Origin of the sequence: Xenorhabdus budapestensis (assembly GCF_017743015.1) — a bacterium.
In the GTDB taxonomy this organism is placed as follows: domain Bacteria; phylum Pseudomonadota; class Gammaproteobacteria; order Enterobacterales; family Enterobacteriaceae; genus Xenorhabdus; species Xenorhabdus budapestensis.
Genome location: NZ_CP072455.1, coordinates 3956035 through 3977162, shown reverse-complemented (window position 1 = coordinate 3977162; position 21128 = coordinate 3956035). Strand labels below are relative to the sequence as shown.

At 38.6% G+C, this 21128-nt stretch carries 22 protein-coding genes; 17 read left to right on the top strand and 5 right to left on the bottom strand.

Features of this window, described 5'->3' with window-relative positions; genetic code table 11:
* Positions 1 to 33: 33 nt before the first annotated feature.
* From HGO23_RS17525 to HGO23_RS17475, 11 genes are all read left to right on the top strand, one after another.
* Positions 34 to 1257 carry a tail fiber protein gene (locus HGO23_RS17525; protein ID WP_099134326.1) on the top strand — a complete coding sequence of 408 codons (1224 nt, stop codon included), beginning with the start codon at positions 34 to 36 and terminating at the stop codon, positions 1255 to 1257.
* A gap of 99 nt (positions 1258 to 1356) precedes the next feature.
* Positions 1357 to 2946: a contractile injection system tape measure protein gene (locus HGO23_RS17520; RefSeq protein WP_209027377.1), complete on the top strand. Its 1590-nt coding sequence runs from the start codon at positions 1357 to 1359 to the stop codon at positions 2944 to 2946.
* 36 nt (positions 2947 to 2982) lie between these two features.
* Positions 2983 to 5079 carry an ATP-binding protein gene (locus HGO23_RS17515; RefSeq protein ID WP_209027376.1) on the top strand — a complete coding sequence of 699 codons (2097 nt, stop codon included), beginning with the start codon at positions 2983 to 2985 and terminating at the stop codon, positions 5077 to 5079.
* Positions 5080 to 5154: 75 nt separating this feature from the next.
* Positions 5155 to 5760, top strand: a complete 606-nt coding sequence (locus HGO23_RS17510) for a Pvc16 family protein (RefSeq protein WP_342355492.1) — start codon at positions 5155 to 5157, stop codon at positions 5758 to 5760.
* An 80-nt stretch (positions 5761 to 5840) separates the two neighbouring features.
* Positions 5841 to 6698, top strand: a complete 858-nt coding sequence (locus HGO23_RS17505) for a hypothetical protein (RefSeq protein WP_209027375.1) — start codon at positions 5841 to 5843, stop codon at positions 6696 to 6698.
* A 357-nt stretch (positions 6699 to 7055) separates the two neighbouring features.
* Positions 7056 to 7364, top strand: a complete 309-nt coding sequence (locus HGO23_RS17500) for a helix-turn-helix domain-containing protein (protein WP_209027374.1) — start codon at positions 7056 to 7058, stop codon at positions 7362 to 7364.
* A gap of 196 nt (positions 7365 to 7560) precedes the next feature.
* Positions 7561 to 8409, top strand: a complete 849-nt coding sequence (locus HGO23_RS17495) for a YwqJ-related putative deaminase (RefSeq protein ID WP_209027373.1) — start codon at positions 7561 to 7563, stop codon at positions 8407 to 8409.
* 159 nt (positions 8410 to 8568) lie between these two features.
* Positions 8569 to 8889, top strand: a complete 321-nt coding sequence (locus HGO23_RS17490; protein ID WP_209027372.1) for a hypothetical protein — start codon at positions 8569 to 8571, stop codon at positions 8887 to 8889.
* Between the two features lie 563 nt (positions 8890 to 9452).
* Positions 9453 to 9776 (top strand): IS630 transposase-related protein, encoded by a 324-nt coding sequence (locus HGO23_RS17485; RefSeq protein ID WP_099137150.1) that lies wholly within the window; start codon positions 9453 to 9455, stop codon positions 9774 to 9776.
* A 22-nt stretch (positions 9777 to 9798) separates the two neighbouring features.
* On the top strand, positions 9799 to 10293 hold the full coding sequence (locus tag HGO23_RS17480; RefSeq protein WP_244967959.1) for an IS630 family transposase: 495 nt from the start codon (positions 9799 to 9801) through the stop codon (positions 10291 to 10293).
* Positions 10294 to 10485: 192 nt separating this feature from the next.
* Positions 10486 to 10935, top strand: a complete 450-nt coding sequence (locus HGO23_RS17475) for a DUF4354 family protein (protein ID WP_209027371.1) — start codon at positions 10486 to 10488, stop codon at positions 10933 to 10935.
* A 217-nt stretch (positions 10936 to 11152) separates the two neighbouring features.
* Here HGO23_RS17475 and pyrB read toward each other — a convergent pair whose 3' ends face one another.
* On the bottom strand, positions 11153 to 12091 hold the full coding sequence (gene pyrB / locus HGO23_RS17470; RefSeq protein ID WP_209027370.1) for an aspartate carbamoyltransferase: 939 nt from the start codon (positions 12089 to 12091) through the stop codon (positions 11153 to 11155).
* A gap of 78 nt (positions 12092 to 12169) precedes the next feature.
* Here pyrB and HGO23_RS17465 point away from each other — a divergent pair, with 78 nt between their 5' ends.
* Both HGO23_RS17465 and HGO23_RS17460 read left to right on the top strand, forming a co-directional pair.
* Positions 12170 to 12409, top strand: coding sequence for a hypothetical protein (locus tag HGO23_RS17465; RefSeq protein ID WP_169923006.1), 240 nt, complete (start codon positions 12170 to 12172; stop codon positions 12407 to 12409).
* A 299-nt stretch (positions 12410 to 12708) separates the two neighbouring features.
* Positions 12709 to 13464, top strand: a complete 756-nt coding sequence (locus tag HGO23_RS17460; RefSeq protein WP_209027369.1) for a hypothetical protein — start codon at positions 12709 to 12711, stop codon at positions 13462 to 13464.
* Here HGO23_RS17460 and rnz read toward each other — a convergent pair.
* Positions 13444 to 14361, bottom strand: coding sequence for a ribonuclease Z (gene rnz, locus HGO23_RS17455; RefSeq protein ID WP_209027368.1), 918 nt, complete (start codon positions 14359 to 14361; stop codon positions 13444 to 13446). The genes HGO23_RS17460 and rnz overlap by 21 nt on opposite strands.
* A gap of 415 nt (positions 14362 to 14776) precedes the next feature.
* Between rnz and HGO23_RS17450 the strand changes: the two genes are divergently transcribed.
* From HGO23_RS17450 to HGO23_RS17440, 3 genes are all read left to right on the top strand, one after another.
* Positions 14777 to 15337, top strand: coding sequence for an RtcB family protein (locus HGO23_RS17450; RefSeq protein ID WP_425330524.1), 561 nt, complete (start codon positions 14777 to 14779; stop codon positions 15335 to 15337).
* Positions 15338 to 15408: 71 nt separating this feature from the next.
* A complete protein-coding gene (locus HGO23_RS17445) occupies positions 15409 to 16167 on the top strand; it encodes a nucleotidyltransferase domain-containing protein (RefSeq protein WP_099134339.1) in 759 nt (252 codons plus the stop codon).
* Positions 16168 to 16673: 506 nt separating this feature from the next.
* Complete coding sequence (locus tag HGO23_RS17440) at positions 16674 to 17294, top strand: LysE family translocator (RefSeq protein WP_099134340.1); 621 nt, start codon at positions 16674 to 16676, stop codon at positions 17292 to 17294.
* Positions 17295 to 17575: 281 nt separating this feature from the next.
* Here the strand turns inward: HGO23_RS17440 and argF are convergent, their stop codons facing one another.
* A complete protein-coding gene (gene argF / locus HGO23_RS17435) occupies positions 17576 to 18595 on the bottom strand; it encodes an ornithine carbamoyltransferase (RefSeq protein WP_209027366.1) in 1020 nt (339 codons plus the stop codon).
* A 231-nt stretch (positions 18596 to 18826) separates the two neighbouring features.
* Between argF and rraB the strand changes: the two genes are divergently transcribed.
* Positions 18827 to 19249: a ribonuclease E inhibitor RraB gene (rraB, locus tag HGO23_RS17430; protein ID WP_209027365.1), complete on the top strand. Its 423-nt coding sequence runs from the start codon at positions 18827 to 18829 to the stop codon at positions 19247 to 19249.
* 84 nt (positions 19250 to 19333) lie between these two features.
* Here the strand turns inward: rraB and HGO23_RS17425 are convergent, their stop codons facing one another.
* Entirely contained in the window at positions 19334 to 19837 is a 504-nt protein-coding gene (locus HGO23_RS17425; RefSeq protein WP_209027364.1) for a GNAT family N-acetyltransferase, read from the bottom strand.
* A gap of 486 nt (positions 19838 to 20323) precedes the next feature.
* The gene (locus HGO23_RS17420; protein WP_209027363.1) at positions 20324 to 21097 is read right to left on the bottom strand and encodes an amino acid ABC transporter substrate-binding protein; all 774 of its coding nucleotides are present in this window, start codon (positions 21095 to 21097) and stop codon (positions 20324 to 20326) included.
* Positions 21098 to 21128 lie beyond the last annotated feature (31 nt).

The following is a 21128-nucleotide window of genomic DNA, read 5'->3' as shown; positions in this document are numbered from 1 at the left end:
ACTTTAAATTAAAAATATTTTATGGAGTTAACCATGAAAGAAATTCGTTATTCTGCAAAAATACAAGAGCAACAAACATTGTCTGACTCAAAAGGTGTTGGACCTGATATTGATAAATTAAAAGATAAGTTTAAAGAAGGCAGTATTCCCTTACAAACCGATTTCAATCAATTAATTGATATTGCCGATGTTGGGCGTAAAGCTTGTGGTCAGGCACCAGAACAAAATGGCCCGGGAGTAGGGTTAAAGCTGGGCGATGACGGTACGCTTAATTTAAAAATGGGCACTATTGATAGCCAGGATTTTTCCCCATTAATATTAGAGAAAGATATTTTATCTATCGATCTAGGCAGTGGTTTGATTAATAAAACTAATGGAATATGTGTTGGTCATGGAAATGGTATTACAGTTAATGCTAACGATGTTGCAGTGAAACTGGCTGCTAATAAAGGTTTGGTTGTTGATAGTAATGGTATCGCCATAAAACCTGGCAATGGGATGAAGTTTAGTTCAGATGGTGCATTAACAGTAAATTCGGCTGATTCAACTATTAAAGTTGATGGCTCAGGAATAAAAGTTGCTATCGGTTGGGGAGTTAAAGTTGGTGGTGAAGGTTTGGATGTAAATATCCGCACGGATGGTGGTATTGGTAATGGTTCTTCAGGAATTTATGTTAAACCTGGTAATGGTATTAAGATAGATGCTGATCGCGTTGCTATCGATCCTAACACTGTATTGCCAAAAGGCATGATTGTGATGTTTTCTGGAAAAGATATTCCAGTAGGATGGGCATTGTGTGATGGTTCTAAGGGAACACCTAATCTTATCGATAGATTTATTATGGGAGGTACAATACAAAATACACATGGTAAATCTTCAAATACGTTTTCCGGCAATGAGAACAATAAGGAATTTACGTTCACATCAGAAAGCCAAAGTGTTCGTATATCAGGAAGAACAGATGGGCATGGATTAACCGCTGATGAAAATGGTCCACACAAACATGAACAAGGTGAAGTCCTAAATTTGTCAACTATGTGTCACAATGATTCCACAAATGATAACAGTATGCGTGATTGGGTTAACGGTGGAAGCTCTGGTCGGGATCCAAGTATAACTAGGTACAGGCCATATACATTTGAAAGTGGTAAAGGAAAAGCACATTCTCATTATATCGACCTGACCAGTAGTAAACATAGCCATAATAACAACGTCACTGTACCGTATTATATCTTGGCTTTTATTATGAAGCTCTAATGAAATTTTTTAATTTATATTAGTAGCAATGGGTGTTAGTAAATACTCATTGCTAATTTGCATAACTTATTATATTGGTGAGTGGAGTTAAGTTAGCTGATGTCTTTATTGGAAAAAGAAAAGAATAGCATTATCCACAGAACTATCATCTCCATTGAGTCAGTAGATTATTATGGTGAAAAGGTAATGGATAAATGCTCGTCATTATTTAATGATAAGCTATACTTCATTATAAAAGAAAACATCAAAGCATTAGAGTCAAACAGGAATAAAAAATTTTCCTTAGAAAGGATATTCGTGGATTTAGGTAATATTGATATTAATGCATTTGAAACAGAACTCCCCATAAAATTAAAGTCTGAATTAAGAAAAACTCTGCAAAAGTATTATTATCCTTGCGAATATACTCCGAGGGAAGAGAAAAGATCTTGCCTATTATCAATGCATAAACCCGTGGGTAAATATATAGATAGATCAGGAAATAATATTTCCTACCAAATATCTACTGAGAATTTATTGATAGAAAAAGTAGATCATTACTTATGTAAGGGATACTGGTTATCTGATAACAGCAAACATCACGTCACAAATATTGTGCGTATTGATAATGAATTATGGCAAAAGATCAACCACCAACCACAACAGTGGTTACCTATGTTAGCTAAACACTGTTTACAATCTGTGGGTCTAAGTCGCTTAATTCAAATCTGCCAGCCAGACGTTCTTGCTATGCTTTGTCAGTTATTTACTGAAACAACAACATCTGAATTTGTTAATCCGAAAACACAAGCAAGCATAGATAAAAAAGTGACACCAGAAAAATTAAGTTTGGTGGCTGAATATTATCTGCAACATCAGATGAAATATGCACATGACTTACAACAAGCAATTACATTGCAAATTCAAAATAAGCAAACGCCAACGGTAAATATCACTCAGAATGATAATAGTCTATTAAAACAGACTCACAATAAACCCGATATACAGATGGATGCAATACCGCCGTTTGCACTCCAGCCCATGCAAGCACACCATCAGCCAACGGCTACACAACAGCATTATGGTCTGACAAAGGGGGCTGTAGAACAAAACCCTGCAACTTTGCAAAATAGAGAGCAACACAGGGAATCACTAAAATCGGTTTTATCAGCGCAAGTACCATCCACGCAACCGAGTAATAGAATTCAAACGCCATCGGCACAGTCAGTCTTACCCATCAGCAACGCCGGCTGCATGATTTTATGGCCGTTACTGCCAACATTTTTCCGCGCTTTTGATTTACTGGAAAAGAATCAATTTATCAGCCTTGAAGCGCAAAGAGAGGCCGTTTGTTTACTTGATTGGCTGATTTGGGCCGAAGAGGAAATACCCGCATGGCGGTTGACACTCAATAAAGTGCTTTGTGGATTACCCATTCATGATAACGCGCTATGGTGTGTACCAGAGCTAGAACAGCAAATTGCCATCAACCAATGGCTGGAAAAAACCATCGTGCAACTTCCGGCTTGGAAAAAAATGGGCGCGAACGATGTGCGGCACTTATTTCTGCAACGTTGCGGGGAATTAAGTGAATTAAACGTCCATATTAAACCCGAAGTTTATGATGCACTAATAAGCGAATGGCCGTGGCCAATGAATATAGCGAGCTTTAGCTGGTTGAACCACCCTATCACCATAACGTGGTTATAACCATCAAACACAGTAAATTAGTCTGAGTAAAAATTTATGAATACAGCGCCTGTTTTCCCTGATTTATTTCAGCAAAATAATGATCCACATTTAGCGTTCTTATATAGCCAATTGGAGCGCATCGATCTCATTCTTCAATACCATTTCCATTGCATATCAGGCCAGAAAGGTGACCTCCTTGATGAGTTTCTGTTAAGCGAAGAAGATGTGATAAACAGGCTGGATAACCCAATGGGTAAACCTCATTGGCTCACCGATGATTGCCTGACAATACCGCAAACCATCACCGCTGTCGCCTCCCGATTAACTGACCTGATTACACGTTTTGAACTGACTGACTTTGAAAGGGATGTTTTGCTATTAGGTTTACTGCCCCATTTCGATAACCGCTACTATCACCTGTTTGCTCTGGTTCAGGGAGAACCACAATCCCGGCTGCCCTCTTTTGCGTTGGCTTTGGAACTGTTTTGCCGCTCAATGCTGGAAAAACAGGCACAGCAGGCCAGTTTTTTACATCAGGCTCCCTTGATTGGTTGCCAACTGTTATCCATTGATAACCGTCAAAAAACGTTGTCCTGGCTCCATACACCCTTTATCACAGACAGCAGCGTGTATCATTTTTTACTTGGGCATCATTATATTGCACCTGCTCTGGAACATTGTGTTGAGTGGATAACGCCCACAGAAATCGGCAATTATCCAGCAGGCTTAAAACAAGCATTGGGTAACATTTTGTTATCTGAGTGCGATGATATCCGGCCCGTTATCTTGCTGAGAGGGATGGCCGATAGTGCAAGATCCCATGCCGTTGCCAATATGATGGCATCGGAACAGCGGCAAACGCTGCTTGTGGATATCGCCAGATTGACTGATAACGATGACAACTCCCTGTTTTGCCATATAAAAGCCATTTTGCGAGAAATTCGTATGCGTGGTGCCTGTTTATTGTTGCGAAACTTTTGCTTATTTGCAGAACAGAATAAACACTTGCTAGATTCCCTGTCAGGCTTATTAAACCAGCCTGAATTAAGGGTGATCTGCCTGGTCGAACCGTATTCACCGTTAGTATGGCTGAAAAAGATATCGACATTACTGATTGAAATGCCCGCTTTCACTTCGGTGGAAAAAGCGAGGTTATTGACGGCTCACTTGCCCAATAACTGTGCGAATGATATTGATGCAATAACTTTAAGCCAACGTTACGCATTTAATCCCGCAACCCTGCCATTAATTTTACAAGAGGCGAAACTTTACCAACAACAGCGAGATCCTTCAGGTATCTTGCAGCAATGTGATATTCGCAAAGCTCTTAATTTACGCGCTCAGCAAAATTTCGGCCAATTAGCACAGCGAATTATCCCTAAACGTTCATTAAAAGACTTGTTAGTCTCCGACGAAATTGCTCAACAGATACAAGAAATACTGACAGCAATTAAGCATCGGGAAAAAGTTCTGGCGGGCGGTTTTAAAGATAAGATTGGTTATGGCACCGGTATCAGTGCCCTGTTTTATGGTGATTCCGGTACAGGGAAAACGATGGCGGCAGAAGTGATTGCCAATTACATTGGTGTTGACTTAATCAAAGTAGATTTATCTACCGTCGTAAATAAATACATCGGTGAAACAGAGAAAAATTTGTCACGCATTTTCGATTTAGCAGAACATGATGCCGGTATTTTATTTTTTGATGAGGCAGATGCCTTATTTGGTAAGCGCAGTGAAACCAAAGATGCGCAAGACCGACATGCCAATATTGAAGTCTCTTATTTACTGCAACGCATGGAGAATTTTCCGGGCTTAGTGATTTTGTCGACGAATAACCGCAATCATTTGGATAATGCTTTTAATCGACGTTTTACCTTTATTACCCGCTTTACTTACCCGGATGAAAAAATCCGTAAGAAAATGTGGCAGACAATCTGGCCTGAAAATATAAAAGTCGCCCAAGATGTAGATTTCGATAAATTAGCGCTAAAAACAAGCGTAACAGGCGCGAATATTCGTAATATTGCTTTATTGTCTTCACTTTTTGCCGCAGAGAATAACCATAACGAAGTCAGTAATAAAAATATTGAAATAGCATTATCACGTGAATTAGCCAAAGTGGGGCGACTGAATTTCCAAAATTCATAGAAATAAAAATACCTAAAAATTAAATACACTAATAACTGAATAGTTATCACAATAATAAATTAAGAGGATTTTCCTATGTCAAAAACGCAAACCATTATTGATGTCAATAAGGCAATGAAGGCGATTCTGGAAAAATATCTGGATAAAAAAGTTGCGATCCGTTTTGATCTGCCTGAGCTGGATACCGTGCAATCTGATGCGATGGTGAGTGTCTTTCTCTATGATATCCATGAGGATCTACAACTTCGTTCAACAGAATCCAGGGCGTTTAATGCTGCTTCAGGGAGGTTATTGCCGGGTTGGGTCAATATTAAATGTAATTATCTGATTACCTATTGGGAATCGAACAAACCCGCAATAGATCCCGGCAGCCCAGATAGCCAACCTGATAATCAGGCAATACAAGTTATGTCACAAGTCTTGAATGCCTTGATTAATAACCGCCAATTGGCGGGCATTCCTGGCGCTTACACTCAGGTTGTACCGCCGAAAGAAAGTTTAAACAGTTTAGGCAATTTTTGGCAGTCACTGGGAAATCGCCCGCGGCTTTCCCTGAATTATTCAGTGACAATACCGATTAGCCTCACCGATGATCAAGATAATGTGACTCAAGTGAACGATATTTCTTCTACAGTGGAACAAGTGACACAAACTCAGATATTATCAAACAGAAATATCTGACAGATATTAATAAAATTTCGGAATTTATTTTTATTTTGCTAAATCTTTAAATAACAGTTTATTTAAATCGGAGTATTATTATGTATTGTTTAAAACAGAAAGAAGAAAAGAAAAATCCATCCTCCCGTCCTACCCAAAACACTGTCAATAGTGAGAATGTAATAACATCAAGAATAGCGGAATTGAGGAAAAACTTTCAGCAGCCTGATTCGCAAACTCAAACCGTGCGCCCATGTGTTGCCCCTCGTCCATTGTATTCACTTTTAAAGACAAGACCATTTCAACAGGCTACAAAAGCACCTATGGCTTCTGCCAGCACGTCTATCAAAACATCTGTCAGTGATATACGAAACCCGAAAGCGACACCAACATCAACCCCGGCACTAACAAACGGTGTAAAAAAATCATTTACACTATATCGTGCAGATAACCGGAATTTTGATGAGTTACAAAAAAATAGCCCAGAGGGATTTAAGGCTTGGGTACATCTTGATAGTGAAAAAGCGAGAAAATTTGCCAGCGTGTTTTTGGGTAATGACAATGTAGAAAATTTACCTAAACATATTATCGATGAAATTAATAAATGGAAGAAAGGGGGAACACCTAAGTTGAGTGATCTTTCCACATTCATAAAATATACCAAAGATCGCTCAACTGTTTGGGTTTCTACCGCAGTCAATACTGAGGCCGGTGGACAAAGCTCAGGAGCGCCACTTTATGAAATATCAATGGAGCTCTATGAATTTAGGGTAGATAAAGGAAAATTGGTTCCATTGCCAAATGGAAGAACGGGAAATATGAAACCTTCTATTCTTCTTGATACGAAAAATCTGGAAGACGCAACAATTATTGCCTTAAATCATGGACCAGTTAATGATGCTGAAATGTCATTTTTAACGACTATTCCAATGAGCTGCTTAAAATCGTATAAAAGGTGATTAGTCAATCAAGAGAAATTTTTTTATTTATAACGTAATGATATCTCCCATTAATCAAACTTGCCCTGACAATATTTAAATAAAGCTTATGAATAATAATATTTATCATTTATTATGAACATTTCATCATTCTTCAATAAGTTTTATTTATGTTAAGGTTACATTAATGAATGCAATAATTTGTATATTCAAGTGTTGACAAATACCAATGCCTATATATGATCATTGCATAATTAATGTTTTTTATTATTATGAGTTATCATATAAAATTATTTATTTAAAATGACAATATAATAAATTCAATAATAATTTTATAATACCAAAATTAAACCCTATTTTTTTTAAAAAAGGACTTCAGTGTTTATTTCAAAAGAACTAGAAAACTTTATTGTTGTAGCCAAAAATAAATCAATCAATAAGGCAACAAAGGAGCTTTTTATTACACAGTCGCCAATTAGCCGAAGCTTAAAAAAACTGGAATTCTCATTAGGTGTAAAACTCTTTGTCAGAAAATCCCAGGGATTAGTTTTAACGGAAGAAGGAGAGTGCCTATACAATAAAGTGTTATCAATTTATGAACAACTTAAAAATATCGAAAATGATTATAAGGATCATAAATCATTTTATTATGATGTTTATAGAAACCAAAATAATGATTTAATATAAATCATCAGATATATAAACAATCTCTTCTAATTAACTTTATGTACACTGGTTAGAACAAAAAACAAATTAGGATTAACAGCATTAATAGACAAGCATTAAAACTTTCATCATAAAATAGAAATGAATAATTAATTCATAGTAGGTTTATTTATTTTAAAAATCAATAAACCTTAATCAATAATTAGAGGAAACAACAATGACATACAGTTATGACAATAAAATGATTTATAAAAAAAAGCCGGGATTAAATACGACTCTGGAAAGTCTGCATCTCGATAAACCAGATACAGAAAGGGTTTCTGCTGCCTATCAGCACTTGCTATCGTCTTATATGTCTAGTTTCCAGAATAAAACGGACTTGCTTCGTAAAGAGAAGAGCAAAAAGGCATTACAAAACTTTGCTGCCCATGCTGGCTATTTGCATAACAACACTTATCAAGATAGTTTTGTTAATTTTAAAGACAACAATCATAACTTAGCCCCCGGAAAATTGTTTAGGGGGGTAGAATTAATTCCCCAAAAAACGATCGAAATAAACAGACCGATAGGACCACGGAGAAATAAACTTGCCTATGATATCGAAGATATATTTAGAAATAATATGGCAAATGAATATCGTGTAATAAATACTCCTGCCTTTATTAAAGCATTACAGGATATGTATGAAAGAAATGGGCAAACGCTACACCCGATGATTCAACGCCTGGTTGAAGATCATATTGCACATAACGGGGGCATTTTGCCCACAATGGCAGGTATTGCCGGTCTGCATGCCGAAGTACAAGCGTTGAACCAGATATTTATTACAGCAGATCAGAATGAACCTCTCAATCCAGCACGCTATGACAAGGCAATGCTTCAATCATCAATTTTTACCAAACGGTTAACCACAGCAAATGCTGGACAAGATTTCCCGGCATGTCATAACTGTTCGGGCATTATTCAATCACCGGCTAATGTGATTACGGGAGTGGTTGGCAGTGCTGGTAGCAATTTTTCTAATCAGGTCGCAAAACGTCATCGTTCCCAGTCATTAAGTAATTAAATATTCCTTTTGTGAATCTGGATAATTTTTTATTACCTAAAAATGATCACTTTTCATCAAGTGTTCTTTCTTCCACCGCCTTTCCAGAGAGTATGATTTTGCGATTTCGCCACACCGTGTTTGATGGCGTTACTGGCTCTTTTCAACACAGTGGTCTACATGACCGATATTCTTAAGAATATCCATCAAGTTATGCGTGATGATTCAGTACTCTATATTATTGATACAATTAAAGAAGAAAATAATGTGGAGGATATTTCTTTTCATTTATTTATGGTTATTCTTTTTAGGGGACGCTATCAATCTGAATATGAGGAACTTGCAAATAATGCAGGGTTTTATATCAATAATATATATAAAATCACTTCTTCTGAGCATATTATTGAAATGAAAAAGAAAACATGCATCACTCAACATGCTATGATGAACGGGGACGAGACGCCAAAGTATTCATGCAACCACTGTGAATTGTTGTTTTAAACATGAAATGGTCTGGTCTTAATGAATTAGCATAGTGGTGATAATCATCTAACTAATCTGGTATAAATTATTATGATGTATACCAGATTTTTTAAATGTGTCTCGTCGCTCAGGGGGGAATTAATAAAGTTTGTGCGCGAATCGGAATTCTATTGTTCTGTGCAGGTTATTGTTCTAGCTGTTTGCAGGCAAGCCTTCCCAATCTCGCTATGCCGTCAAGATGACTTTCATCAAGTTCGAAGCAGACTGCTAAACGTAGGCAATTATTAAAAGATTGATTTCCCGAACAAAGTAATCCAGGCATACACAATATCTTTTCATCCAATGCCGAATGAAAGAGAAGTAACGTATCTAAGCCTTTCGGAAGCTCCAGCCAGAGAATAAATCCACATTGGGGGCGACTGACTCGAGTCCCTGCGGGGAAATACCTTGCTATACAGTCCCTTACACTGTCGATCTGATTATTATACAGCCGCTTCAGATGACGTAAATGAAGGTCATATAGCTAAATCATATTAATATGACATAATATCTAAATCTAAGATGACAAGGCATAAAATGAGATGGGCTACAGCTTAGATTTTCGAAAGCGAGTACTGGCATACAAAGACAAGCATTCGTTGACTTTCGAACAAACGAGTGCCCATTTTGAAATCTCCATGCGTACCTTGTTCCGGTGGTGCAATAAAATAGAACCTTGCATGACCCGCGATAAACCCGCCACGAAAATCCCTGATGAGGTACTCATTGCGGATGTCCAAAATTTTCCTGATGACTATCAATGGGAAAGAGCAAAACGTTTAGGTGTCTCGCAATCGGCTATTCATTACGCCTTGAAACGACTTCGGATCACCCAGAAAAAAAACGCTCCAACACCCTCGCGCTGATCCTCAAGCTCGTCAGGCATTTATCGCGCGCATCAGCGATTATGAACAGACTGGCAGACCCATTGTTTATTTGGATGAAAGTGGTTTTGCTCAATCGATGCCACGTAAACATGGATATTCGGAAAAAGGGTTACGCTGTTTTGGTACGCATGACTGGCACGCAAAAGGCCGTATCAACGTCATTGGCGCCATTCTCGAAAATACCTTCGTCACCTTAAGCTTATTTACCGAGAATATTAATGCCGATGTTTTTTATGCGTGGATGACGCAAGATTTGCTGCCAAAGCTTCCACACGGAGCAGTGATAGTGATGGATAATGCGCCTTTCCATAAACGGAATGACACGACACAAGCGATAGCAGACAGCAGATGTCAACTGGAATGGCTTCCCGCTTATAGTCCGGATTTGAACCCTATAGAACACAAATGGGGCGGAGCAAAAGCGATAAGGAGGCAAAAAAGATGTTCAGTTGATGAGTTGTTTACGGAGCATATTGAATATGTCAGGTTATGTTGATTCTGCTATAACTGCCACTGACGAGAAAATTCTGGTCGGTGGTAATGCAATCACATGCATCAATGGCACTATCCGTATCCGTTTTTGACGGACAACAATTTTTTACGGAAAGCAATTTTCCGTAAAAAGTCTGAACAACTCGCAGCCGGAAACCCGCGTGCGATTTTTTCCATTTCATAATTCAGGAATTATATGAGTAAGTTAGTTGTTTTAGGATCACTGTTGTTTTTGCCATTAATAGTTAATGCTGCGGATGTAAATTCGAAAACTGTGAATAATATCCCTTCTGAAAAAGATATTTTTATTACAGTCAGCGATAGTATTTTAGTTACATCAACAACAGAGAATGGAGTAAAACATTATTCCAAGAAATTTTTTGTAGAGGTTTTCAACTCATCAGATAAAAATTTGTCTTTTGCCACAGGCATTGGGTGTTTTAAAGCTGAAGATTATGATGGTGTAATTTCCATCTCACAGAAAATTGTAGACCCTGTACTACTTAATCCCTTATCCCCCAAAGGCGAAAATTATGGTTATATTATTTTTTCATCGAAGGATCATTCTGTTCTGAAAACAAAGTTTATCGTATGGTCTACTGATTGCTCATATATGAAGAGAAAAAATAAAATACTTTCGCATTAAGCTACTATAAGAGTATTGTTAAACTAATCGGTCGTGACGCTTATTTTTTGATATTGGCGAATGTTTAGATAATACCCAATGACTTTATTAAAAAATAACAGTGTATTGAAATAATGACAGAAAAACATTTTTCAAAAAATAACATTATGACCAAAGCATAACTCACTTGGTCATAATATTAACGGACGCTTATTTTTGTTAATAAGCTATTTCATTATTACGCGATAACGGTATTCTCATTCAATACCAGTGACAGCAGTGCCTGACGGGCGTAAATACCATTGCCTGCCTGTTGGAAATAGTAGGCATAAGGAGTTTTATCCACATCAACAGTAATTTCATCAATACGTGGTAGTGGATGCAATACTTTCAGGTTATCTTTGACATTGACCAAATCCGCTGCGCGCAGTACAAACTGGGCTTTGATATTGGCGTATTCAGAAGGATCAAGACGCTCTTTCTGTACACGGGTCATATATAGAATATCCAGCTCTGGCAACACATCTTCAAAATTGTTGTGAATGCTGTAATTCACTTGTTTTTCATCCAGCATATGCAGGATGTAGTTAGGCATGGAAAGGGCATCCGGTGCGATAAAGCAGAAATGGTTACCTTCAAATTTTGCCAGTGCCTGTGTCAACGAATGTACGGTACGCCCGTATTTCAAATCACCCACCATAGCGATTTTCAGGTTATCCAGTTTGTTTTGGGTTTCCTGAATGGTAAATAGGTCGAGCAAAGTTTGGGTTGGGTGCTGATTTGCACCATCACCGGCGTTAATGACCGGTATATGACCGGAAAATTCAGAAGCAAGGCGAGCGGCCCCTTCTTGTGGGTGACGCATCACAATCGCATCAACATACTGGCTGATAATAGAAATAGTATCGGCCAGTGTTTCTCCTTTTTTGCCTAATGACGTATTGCTGCTGTCCGCGAAGCCGACTACAGACGCACCAAGCCGCTGAATAGCTGTTTCAAAAGAGAGACGGGTGCGCGTAGAGGCCTCAAAAAAGCAGCTAGCGATAACCTTATGTTTCAGTAAGTCAGTCTGTGGATTGGCTTTCAGTGCTGCTGCTGTCTGCAATACCAATTCAAGATCTGTGCGGCTCAAATCATTAATTGAAATGATATGCTTGCGATATAACGGGTTAGCCATGTTTACATTCCTCTTTTATGACTTTTAGCCTTTGACTGGGCAGACAAAAAAAAGCCCCTCAATTGAGGGGCTTTTTAAATGATCGGTTTAGCAATGGTAAAAACAATACGCCCAGGCTGCCAGCTGGCAGTGCTTTGTTGGATTGATATTTTGCAACGTTATCTGTGGCGCAGTATTTCATGTTTTCTCCCGGCAAATCGTCGCGCATTATACTCACGATTGTATTCACCGCAAGGTTTGTGGAAGAAATTTTTATTTCACATCAGCATAGATAACTATGTGACCGGGGTGAGTGTAGCCAACAAAGAGGTAACTTGAAATCCATTGGGTATTAGTCGTTTTTGTCACTCAAACTGATTGCCATTTTGTTTATTATTTTGGTGAAATAATATTCATTGACTTACCATAATAATCCTGATTGATAATATATTATAATTTTATCAATTATATAAATATATTGAATATTTTATATGAAAATAATTTCATCTTGAATCTGCGAATAAAATATATTTGCGATTTTAGTGATTTTGATAACTATATAAAACATGACGTTTATTTTAATAATCGGAATTATAATGTGTTACTTTTTATTTTTTCGTCAAATAAGAGGGTGGTATATGCCATTTTCTCCTCCTTTTAGAAATGAGTTTTTTGAGGGTGATCTGATATATGGTTTAACTGATGAAAGAGAACATTATATCAGTTGTGTTGATAAATTTAAAATCGTTAAACATAAACTTACTAAATCTACTTCTGGACAAGAATTCTCTAAACTGGCAATGATTAATTATTATTTAATTCCGGTTGAAGAGAGAGAAATGGTATCGTTTTTAGATAATTTTAAGCGTTCAATGGGAAATAGGCAAAGAGTCCCCACTCAATGTCTGATTAATAGGGCAAATGAATACAAGCGTTATCTTAATGTTGTTGCTTTTGAAGCATACAGAGAATATAAAGAAAGTTTCTATTCTCATCTTAGAAAACACAATAAATATTATACTGTGCTTGATGAAAATATAAGTAAGGATAATGTAACTATAGGGAGAAAATGTAAAGGAGGGTTATCATGGGTAACTATGAATAATTGCCAACTTACTGAGGATATGCATATACACTTCATCCTTGATGAAATAAATATAAAAGAAGTCGTAGATAAAACAAGGGATTCTATAACTGCAAAAGAATTGAGGTGGATTTACAGACACAGAAATAATAGAAAAGTTGCTAGCAAAATACAATTTTGGTTGAATCAAAAACCTATTTTTCCACCTTGGGTTTCAGATGAAACATTATGGGAGAATTATTATCGGTGCAGTATACTTAATCACGATCTATCTGGGGAATTTTCTAGATTATTTAACCACAAATACTGAAAAATCTTCAGCTAAATCAGTATCGGGAAATATTTCCCGGCATTCTGCCAATAATCGTGGACAATCTTCTTTGCTATAGCGTCCGCTGATATGTGTTGCAATAAAATGTCTTACCTTAGCATCGCGTGCCAATGTTGCAGCTTGTTTAGTCGTAGAGTGTCCGCGTTCATTGGCTTTTTCTGCAAATGCATCTTCCAGTGTGATTTCATGTACCATCACATCAACATTAGTGGCTAGTTTCAGGGCTTCCGGTGTGGGTTCTGTATCCCCGAAAATAGCCAGTGATTTGCCACGTATCGGTTCTCCCAGATAGTCTTTGCCACAAATCGTTCTTCCATCTTCCAATGTTACCGATTTTCCTTGCTTCAACGCTTGCATCCACGGGCCACGGGGAACACTGTCCTGATTCAGTTTTTGGGCATCAAGTACCCCGGGTTTATCATGTTCTTCAATCCGATAGCCGTAACATTCCACGCGATGATTCAGAGCGTAAGCCGTGACTTTCATTGTATCATCATCAAACAGTAATCCTGGTTGCACTTCGGTAATTTCTAATGGATAGGTCAGGAAGGAGCCACTTAGTTGTAATGTGGTTTTTACAAACTGGTGTATTCCTTTTGGGCCATATAATGTTAAGGGAGCGGTCGAGCCTGCCATTGATCGGCTGCACAGTAAGCCCGGCAAACCAAAGATATGATCGCCGTGCAAATGGGTGATAAAAATCTTTTCCAGTTTGCGGATCTTAATTGGAGAATTAAGGATTTGATGCTGTGTTCCTTCTCCACAGTCAAACATCCACAGTGCACTGCGGATCGCCTGTAAATCCAGAATAAGGCTGGTGACATTACGCTCTTTAGTGGGAATGCCTGCGCTTGTGCCCAGAAATCTCAATTCCATGTCATTTTCTCCTATACGCTTTATCTTGCGAGTTGGCTTCCGTTGGCCCTGTTAATAAAATCGGTGCGGAAGAATGCAGGGCGACATGCTCAATTTGGTCTGTGTCGGTCTAATGTTGTGCCCAAAACTCCAATAGCAACTCTGCGTTTCATCCCTTTCCCTATCATTAGATTATCTTAATTTATAAATAACGATACAAAAAGATAAGAAAATCAAATAGCAAAAACAATTGTCGAAAATAGGTAAAAATAAAAACGGTTATTTTTCAAAATAATAAAAAATGTTTTTATGTTTTTCCAAAGTTGGCACAGGATTAGTAATAACAAGATTGGCAATAACTATAAGTGTTAACGCACTGATGAAGTCGTATGGAGTTCTAAGCAATTAAAGGAGAGCAAAAATGAAAACAACTGAAATAAAAACCAACGGTTATAACTTATTGACGCAAGAGAATGGTGCTCCGGTAAAAATGTGGGCGAATGGAGTCCCTGTTGATCCAAAAGCCATTACTCAATTGCAGAATACCGCCAAGATGCTTTTTGTATTTAAACATATGGCGGTAATGCCGGATGTTCATTTTGGTAAAGGTTCTACCATCGGTAGTGTGATCCCGACTGGTGGTGCCATTATCCCGGCAGAGGTTGGGGTGGATATCGGCTGTGGAATGATTGCAGTCCGTACTTCGCTGGTGGCATCAGATTTACCGGATAATTTGTTGAATATTCGTCATGCCATCGAAGTCGCTGTGCCACATGGACGTAATATAAACCGTGGAGGACGAGATAAAGGGTCATGGCATGACGCGCCGGAAATGAAAAAACGCTTTACCGTGAGTGATCAGAAACGAGCTACTGCTCATGTAGAGTGTCGTAAAGATAGCGATGTGATTGATGAGATCCCGATGGCGTACAAAGATATTGATGCAGTAATGGCAGCCCAGTCTTCGCTGGTGAAAGTTGTACATACTTTGCGTTAGGTCGTTTGTGTAAAAGGATAGTAAATAGAAATAGGTAAGAAAAAATGGAAAGGGAAATAGTCAGTCTAGTGATGAAAAAGCGTATCAAGAGGGAACTGGATAAGATAGAGAAAAAATATGACGTGCACATATTGTACGCCTGTGAATCGGGTAGCCGTGGGTGGGGTTTTGCTTCACCCGATAGTGATTACGATGTGCGGTTTATTTATGTTCATCCTATGGATTGGTATCTGAGAGTGGAAGCAGGACGGGATGTTATTGAACAGTCAATTAATGATAAGTTGGATATCAGTGGTTGGGAGTTACGCAAAGCTTTAAAATTACTGAAACAGGCAAATCCAACATTGATGGAATGGTTGGATTCCCCCATCATCTACCAGGCAAATGCGGCAGCAACCAATGGATTGAAAACGCTGGTGCCACATTTCTTTTCGGACATTAAAGCGCGTTACCACTATCTCTCAATGGCGAAGAAAAATTTCCGAGGTTATCTGCAAGGTGAAGAAGTCCGGTTAAAAAAATATTTCTACGTATTGCGCCCGTTATTGGCTGCCCACTGGATTGAAATGGGCAAAGGTGTACCGCCGATAGATTTTGAGACGTTGGTGGAAGGAACAGTACATGATCCTCAAGTAAAAGCAGAAATTGCCGATCTGTTACAAATTAAACGATCTGCAAGTGAGGCAGAATATGGTTTGCGTAAGACGAAAGTCCACTCATTTATTGAATCTGAACTTGATGAAACATTGGCGCGTTGTGAGCTTAGTGATAACTGTGAACATAATCAGGAATTACTTGATAACTATTTGAAATGTTGGGTAATGAGATGATGCTAAAACAAAAAAATAAATAAAAGAATTCCGATTACTGAGGGGAAATATGGATCAAATCGATATATGAGTGTGATTTAACTTCATTAGTAAACATTGTTTTATCCCTTATCCTTAAGGATAAAAAATAATAGTTATGGACTCCCTACTGGCGTTTATGGTTGCCTAATTCACGGGTATTAATCCTGATTTAGTGCCGCGTTGGGTTTGAAAACTTGTAACGGCAGTGGGAGACGAATTTCAATTCTATTTGGAATTAATGTGCCTGTAAGATAAACACGTTCTGATATATTCTCCGTCCCTTACCATATTTAAGCAGAATACTTGGAATCCATTGAGTATAAATGTGATCAAGAGGCAGCTTTAGGGCGGGGGAGGATGTCAAAAGTGTCAGCTTCCGGTTCGCAACGGAGTTTGGTTGACAAAAACTGTTCCTGTCGAATATATGGGTATGAAATAACATCATAATTAAGCATTCTTACGTACTCTTATTTTCGGAGATAAAAATGACAGTTCTGGATTCCTTATTTACCTTTACAGTTGCGGCTACACTGTTAACTCTAACCCCCGGTTTGGATACCGCTTTGATTTTAAGAACAGCCGCGGCAGAAGGCGGGAAAAAAGCTTTTCAGGCTGTACTTGGGATTGATACCGGATGTTTGATATGGGGAGCGATGGTGGCATTTGGTTTAGGGGCGTTAATTGCCATATCTGAACTGGCATTTAACATTCTGAAATGGTGCGGTGTACTGTATTTATGCTGGTTGGGGATCCAGATGATATGGCGACCTAACTCAGATCTTGGTGGGGAAAACTCTTCTTCTGCGAAAATATCGAATTGGTTTATCAAAGGAATGTTGGGAAATGTGTTGAATCCAAAAGTTGGCGTATTTTACGTCTCCTTTTTACCACAGTTTATTCCCCAGGGGTATTCACCAATTATCTGGACATTTGGATTAGTGGCAATTCACGTTATGCTCGGCACGCTATGGTCATTGATCCTGATTTATGCCACCCGGCCTCTTTCCCACATCTTACGTCGTGGGAACGTTATTAAATGGATGAATCGCGCGACAGGTGGATTGTTTTTATTTTTCGCGTTTAATTTGGCGTTGAGTCGGCGGTAATATTGATTTTAGCAAGTATAGTGACAATATCACTGATTTAAATGTTAATAAATTTAAATTATTCTTCAATTTAGATGTATTTTCAGGTTATTAGTGAAAGCTTCCAAGGGCTTTAAGACACATTATATATTATGAATTAAGTAGATACCTGTTGATGTTCATAATTCATTCATTTCGTATAATATAGACGCCAGTATTAACAAACTGGCGTAAGTTTTTCCTAATTTAGCTTATCCTTGGCTAGTGTTTAATTGGCATATTTTTCGGATAGTTTCTTATTTTTAGATATCAAAATTCAACTCTTCCACCAACGTTGCCACCATTACGGCCTTAATGGTATGCATACGGTTTTCTGTCTGATCAAACACAATGCTGTGCTTTGACTCAAACACTTCATTAGTGACTTCCAACCCACCATACAGATTGAACTCTTCTGCTAATTGTTTACCAAGTATCGTTTCTTCATCGTGGAAAGCCGGCAGGCAATGCAGGAATTTTACATTCGAATTCTCTGTCAATTTCACGACATCCATATTGACCTGATAAGGCTTTAATACGTCAATCCGTTCCTGCCAGACGTTTTTAGGTTCTCCCATTGAAACCCAAACATCGGTATAGAGAAAATCCACATCCTTAACGCCCGTTGTAATATCTTCTGTCAGTGTGATCTTACCCGCCGTTTTTTCGGCCTGTTGTTGGCATTCTGCCACCAGTTTAGGATCTGGCCAGCAGGCTTTCGGGGCGACTAAACGCAGATCCAAACCTGTCAATGCGGCTGCTTCTAACATTGTATTGCCCATGTTATTACGTGCATCACCCAGATAGGCCAGTTTTATTTCGGTGAGTGGTTTTTGGCTATGTTCCTGCATGGTCATGAGATCTGCCAGTAGTTGAGTCGGATGAAATTCATTTGTCAGTCCATTCCAGACAGGAACACCAGCATATGTCGCTAATGTTTCGACAATATGCTGTCCATAGCCGCGGTACTGAATGCCATCATACAGGCGCCCAAGTACCCTTGCAGTATCCTTGATAGATTCCTTGTGGCCGATCTGGTTGCCACTGGGGCCTAAATAGGTGACATTTGCTCCCTGATCATGGGCTGCAACTTCAAACGCACAGCGTGTACGGGTCGAATCTTTCTCAAAAATCAGGACGATATTTTTTCCTGCCAGTAAGGGAGATTCTTTACCTGATTTTTTATTCGCTTTTAATTTAACTGCCAGTGTTAAAAGTGTATCAATTTCTGAGGGCTTATAATCAAGTAATCTCAGGAAATGATGTTGGAAAAATGGATTCATACAGCATTTTCTCCATGAGCGAAACATTGAATTAATATTCACTATATATCGATAAAAAATCTAATTACAACCCCTATAATATGAATTGGTAATTTGAGGATCATTAAGATAATTGAGATTCAGTCATTTACGACCTGTACTTTCTGTTTAACAAAATTGGATGGCTATATCCTTTGTGGGGAAAAGATGGGAGAATGCGAAACAGGATAGCCAACTGACAGGGGGATTGGCATGGCAGACCCACATGCATTAGAAGAACAGCGTGAAGAAACTCGCTTGATCATCGAAGAATTATTGGAAGATGGTAGTGACCCTGATGCGCTTTATATTATTGAACATCATTTTTCGGCAGAGAATTTTGATCTTCTGGAAAAAGCTGCTGTTGAAGCATTTAAACTTGGTTATGAAGTGACAGATGCAGAAGAGTTGGAAACAGAAGATCGCGTTGTTTTGATGTGTTGTGATGTGATCAATGAAAGCCGTCTGGATGCTGAACTGATCAACGTACAGGTTGAGCAACTGATGGATCTGGTTGAAAAGATCGGCGTGAATTACGATGGTTGGGGTACATATTTTGAAGATCCGAATGCGCCGGATGATGAAGATGATGACAGTGCTCTCTTCCCGGATGAAGATGAACCCAGACTGCACTAACTTCTTTTCAAGAATCGGTTAATGATATATGCCCCGCGTAAACTGTGGGGCTTATTTATTGAAATCCATAAGGTATAGAGCTTGTTATAGTGCTTTGATCATTCTGACTTCGCAATCACTATGCCCGGTATTTCCCAGTGGTTCGTCAAGATAGCTGAAGCCCAGTTTTTCATAGAGTGTAATGGCTGCCTTCAGATATGCCGTGGTTTCTAAATAACAGCGTGTAAAACCTTGTTCTGTGCCGAACTCCAGAGATTGTTTTACGATTTGTTTAGCAACGCCTTTTCCCCGCAGCACTGATGAAAGATACATTTTTTGTAGTTCACAGGTATCATTGTCACCGCCTGCCAGTGGAGCAACCCCTCCACCTCCAACGATTTTCCCCTCCATTTCAACAACCCAGTAAGCGCTGCGTGGCTGGCTGTAAACTTCGTACAGGGTATCCAGAATAGGATCGGCGACGGCAAAACCTCTGTCAGCGGTTAAACCATGTTCGGCAGATACCTCACGGATAACAGCAGCAATATCTGCATTGTCCTGTTGAGTGATAGGACGGATGATATAGTCGTGTGTTGTGCTTTTGGTCATTTTTTCCTCTTTCTGAATTTCGGGTAAAAATCTTAGGTAAGCGCTTAGGGTAAGAGTATTTTGTAACTAACGAAGGGTTAGTTTGATATAACTTATTAAATATATGGTAATTAATGGTAGGATTTGATTCAATACTAACCCGCAATGGTTATATCCAACGCTAGAGATATTCAATTTTATTCCTGCTGAATCAATAGATAGCAATTGAATGTTTACAAATGTTCTGAGGTGGATTAAAAATCAATTAATTCCAATGAAAGTGGATATGGCTGATTATTAACATTGTGTTGATGCTCTCTATTATCATAATTATCCAGTACTTATTAATGTGGCGTCTAAATATGTATAGTTTTTATTTATTTTACCAACTAAAGCAGGTGAAAAGAGGGATGGAAAATATTTACAAACTCTGCTATAGAAACATCAGGTTATATCCAACGTTTTGTAGAAGATAATGCAATTGAAGAATATAACCTGATCAATTAATTATTTCGAAATATCAGTGCCGAAGTATTTCTTGGAAATGTGGGCATAGGTTCCGTCATTTTTCATGTCTTGCAGTGCTTTATTGATAGCTTCTACCAATTCCGGGTCACCTTTGCGCAGCAAAACGGCAGATTTACTTGCATCAGTCTGTTGGGCAACAATGTTAACTGGTGCGTTAGGGCGATGTTTTTTGAAATCTAAAAATGACAGACGATCATTTAAGGTTGCATCTGCACGTCCGGTGACAACTAAATCAATCGATTGGTTAAAACCATCCGTACTGACCAAATTTGCCCCATAGGAAGTTGCTAACTGACCGTAGTTACTGGTCAGAGACTGAGCCGAGCGTTTTCCTTTGAGATCAGCGAATGATTTAATATTGTTGTTGTTATCCTTGGTGATCAAGGCAACCTGAGATGTTGAGTAAGGGGTCGAGAAACTGTATTTGGCTTTCCGCTCTGGGGTGACACCCACTTGGTTGATAACGGCATCAAAACGTTTGGCATCCAGTCCCGCAATCAGTCCATCCCATTTCACTTCCATAAACTCTGGTTTGACATTCAGGCGATGCGCAATTTCTTTGGCAATATCCACATCAAAACCGGTGAGCTTGTTAGTGGCATCATGGTAGGTAAAAGGAGGATATGTGCCTTCTGTCCCAATCTTAAATACGCCAGAAGATTTTATGGTATCAAAATCTTTACCAGCATAGCTGGGAGCAGAAATAGCAAGGGCAGCGGCACCAATTAGTAATAATTTCAAGAATACTTTCATTGTTTTTCTCCGAAGCAATTTTTCTTCAAAT

Bases quoted from the DNA above. Each gene is read 5' to 3' on its own strand.
- HGO23_RS17525 (WP_099134326.1), top strand. From the start codon at position 34: ATGAAAGAAATTCGTTATTCTGCAAAAATACAAGAGCAACAAACATTG.
- HGO23_RS17520 (WP_209027377.1), top strand. From the start codon at position 1,357: ATGTCTTTATTGGAAAAAGAAAAGAATAGCATTATCCACAGAACTATC.
- HGO23_RS17515 (WP_209027376.1), top strand. From the start codon at position 2,983: ATGAATACAGCGCCTGTTTTCCCTGATTTATTTCAGCAAAATAATGAT.
- HGO23_RS17510 (WP_342355492.1), top strand. From the start codon at position 5,155: ATGTCAAAAACGCAAACCATTATTGATGTCAATAAGGCAATGAAGGCG.
- HGO23_RS17505 (WP_209027375.1), top strand. From the start codon at position 5,841: ATGTATTGTTTAAAACAGAAAGAAGAAAAGAAAAATCCATCCTCCCGT.
- HGO23_RS17495 (WP_209027373.1), top strand. From the start codon at position 7,561: ATGACATACAGTTATGACAATAAAATGATTTATAAAAAAAAGCCGGGA.
- HGO23_RS17490 (WP_209027372.1), top strand. From the start codon at position 8,569: ATGACCGATATTCTTAAGAATATCCATCAAGTTATGCGTGATGATTCA.
- HGO23_RS17485 (WP_099137150.1), top strand. From the start codon at position 9,453: ATGGGCTACAGCTTAGATTTTCGAAAGCGAGTACTGGCATACAAAGAC.
- HGO23_RS17475 (WP_209027371.1), top strand. From the start codon at position 10,486: ATGAGTAAGTTAGTTGTTTTAGGATCACTGTTGTTTTTGCCATTAATA.
- pyrB (WP_209027370.1), bottom strand. From the start codon at position 12,091: ATGGCTAACCCGTTATATCGCAAGCATATCATTTCAATTAATGATTTG.
- HGO23_RS17465 (WP_169923006.1), top strand. From the start codon at position 12,170: ATGATCGGTTTAGCAATGGTAAAAACAATACGCCCAGGCTGCCAGCTG.
- HGO23_RS17460 (WP_209027369.1), top strand. From the start codon at position 12,709: ATGCCATTTTCTCCTCCTTTTAGAAATGAGTTTTTTGAGGGTGATCTG.
- rnz (WP_209027368.1), bottom strand. From the start codon at position 14,361: ATGGAATTGAGATTTCTGGGCACAAGCGCAGGCATTCCCACTAAAGAG.
- HGO23_RS17445 (WP_099134339.1), top strand. From the start codon at position 15,409: ATGAAAAAGCGTATCAAGAGGGAACTGGATAAGATAGAGAAAAAATAT.
- HGO23_RS17440 (WP_099134340.1), top strand. From the start codon at position 16,674: ATGACAGTTCTGGATTCCTTATTTACCTTTACAGTTGCGGCTACACTG.
- argF (WP_209027366.1), bottom strand. From the start codon at position 18,595: ATGAATCCATTTTTCCAACATCATTTCCTGAGATTACTTGATTATAAG.
- rraB (WP_209027365.1), top strand. From the start codon at position 18,827: ATGGCAGACCCACATGCATTAGAAGAACAGCGTGAAGAAACTCGCTTG.
- HGO23_RS17425 (WP_209027364.1), bottom strand. From the start codon at position 19,837: ATGACCAAAAGCACAACACACGACTATATCATCCGTCCTATCACTCAA.
- HGO23_RS17420 (WP_209027363.1), bottom strand. From the start codon at position 21,097: ATGAAAGTATTCTTGAAATTATTACTAATTGGTGCCGCTGCCCTTGCT.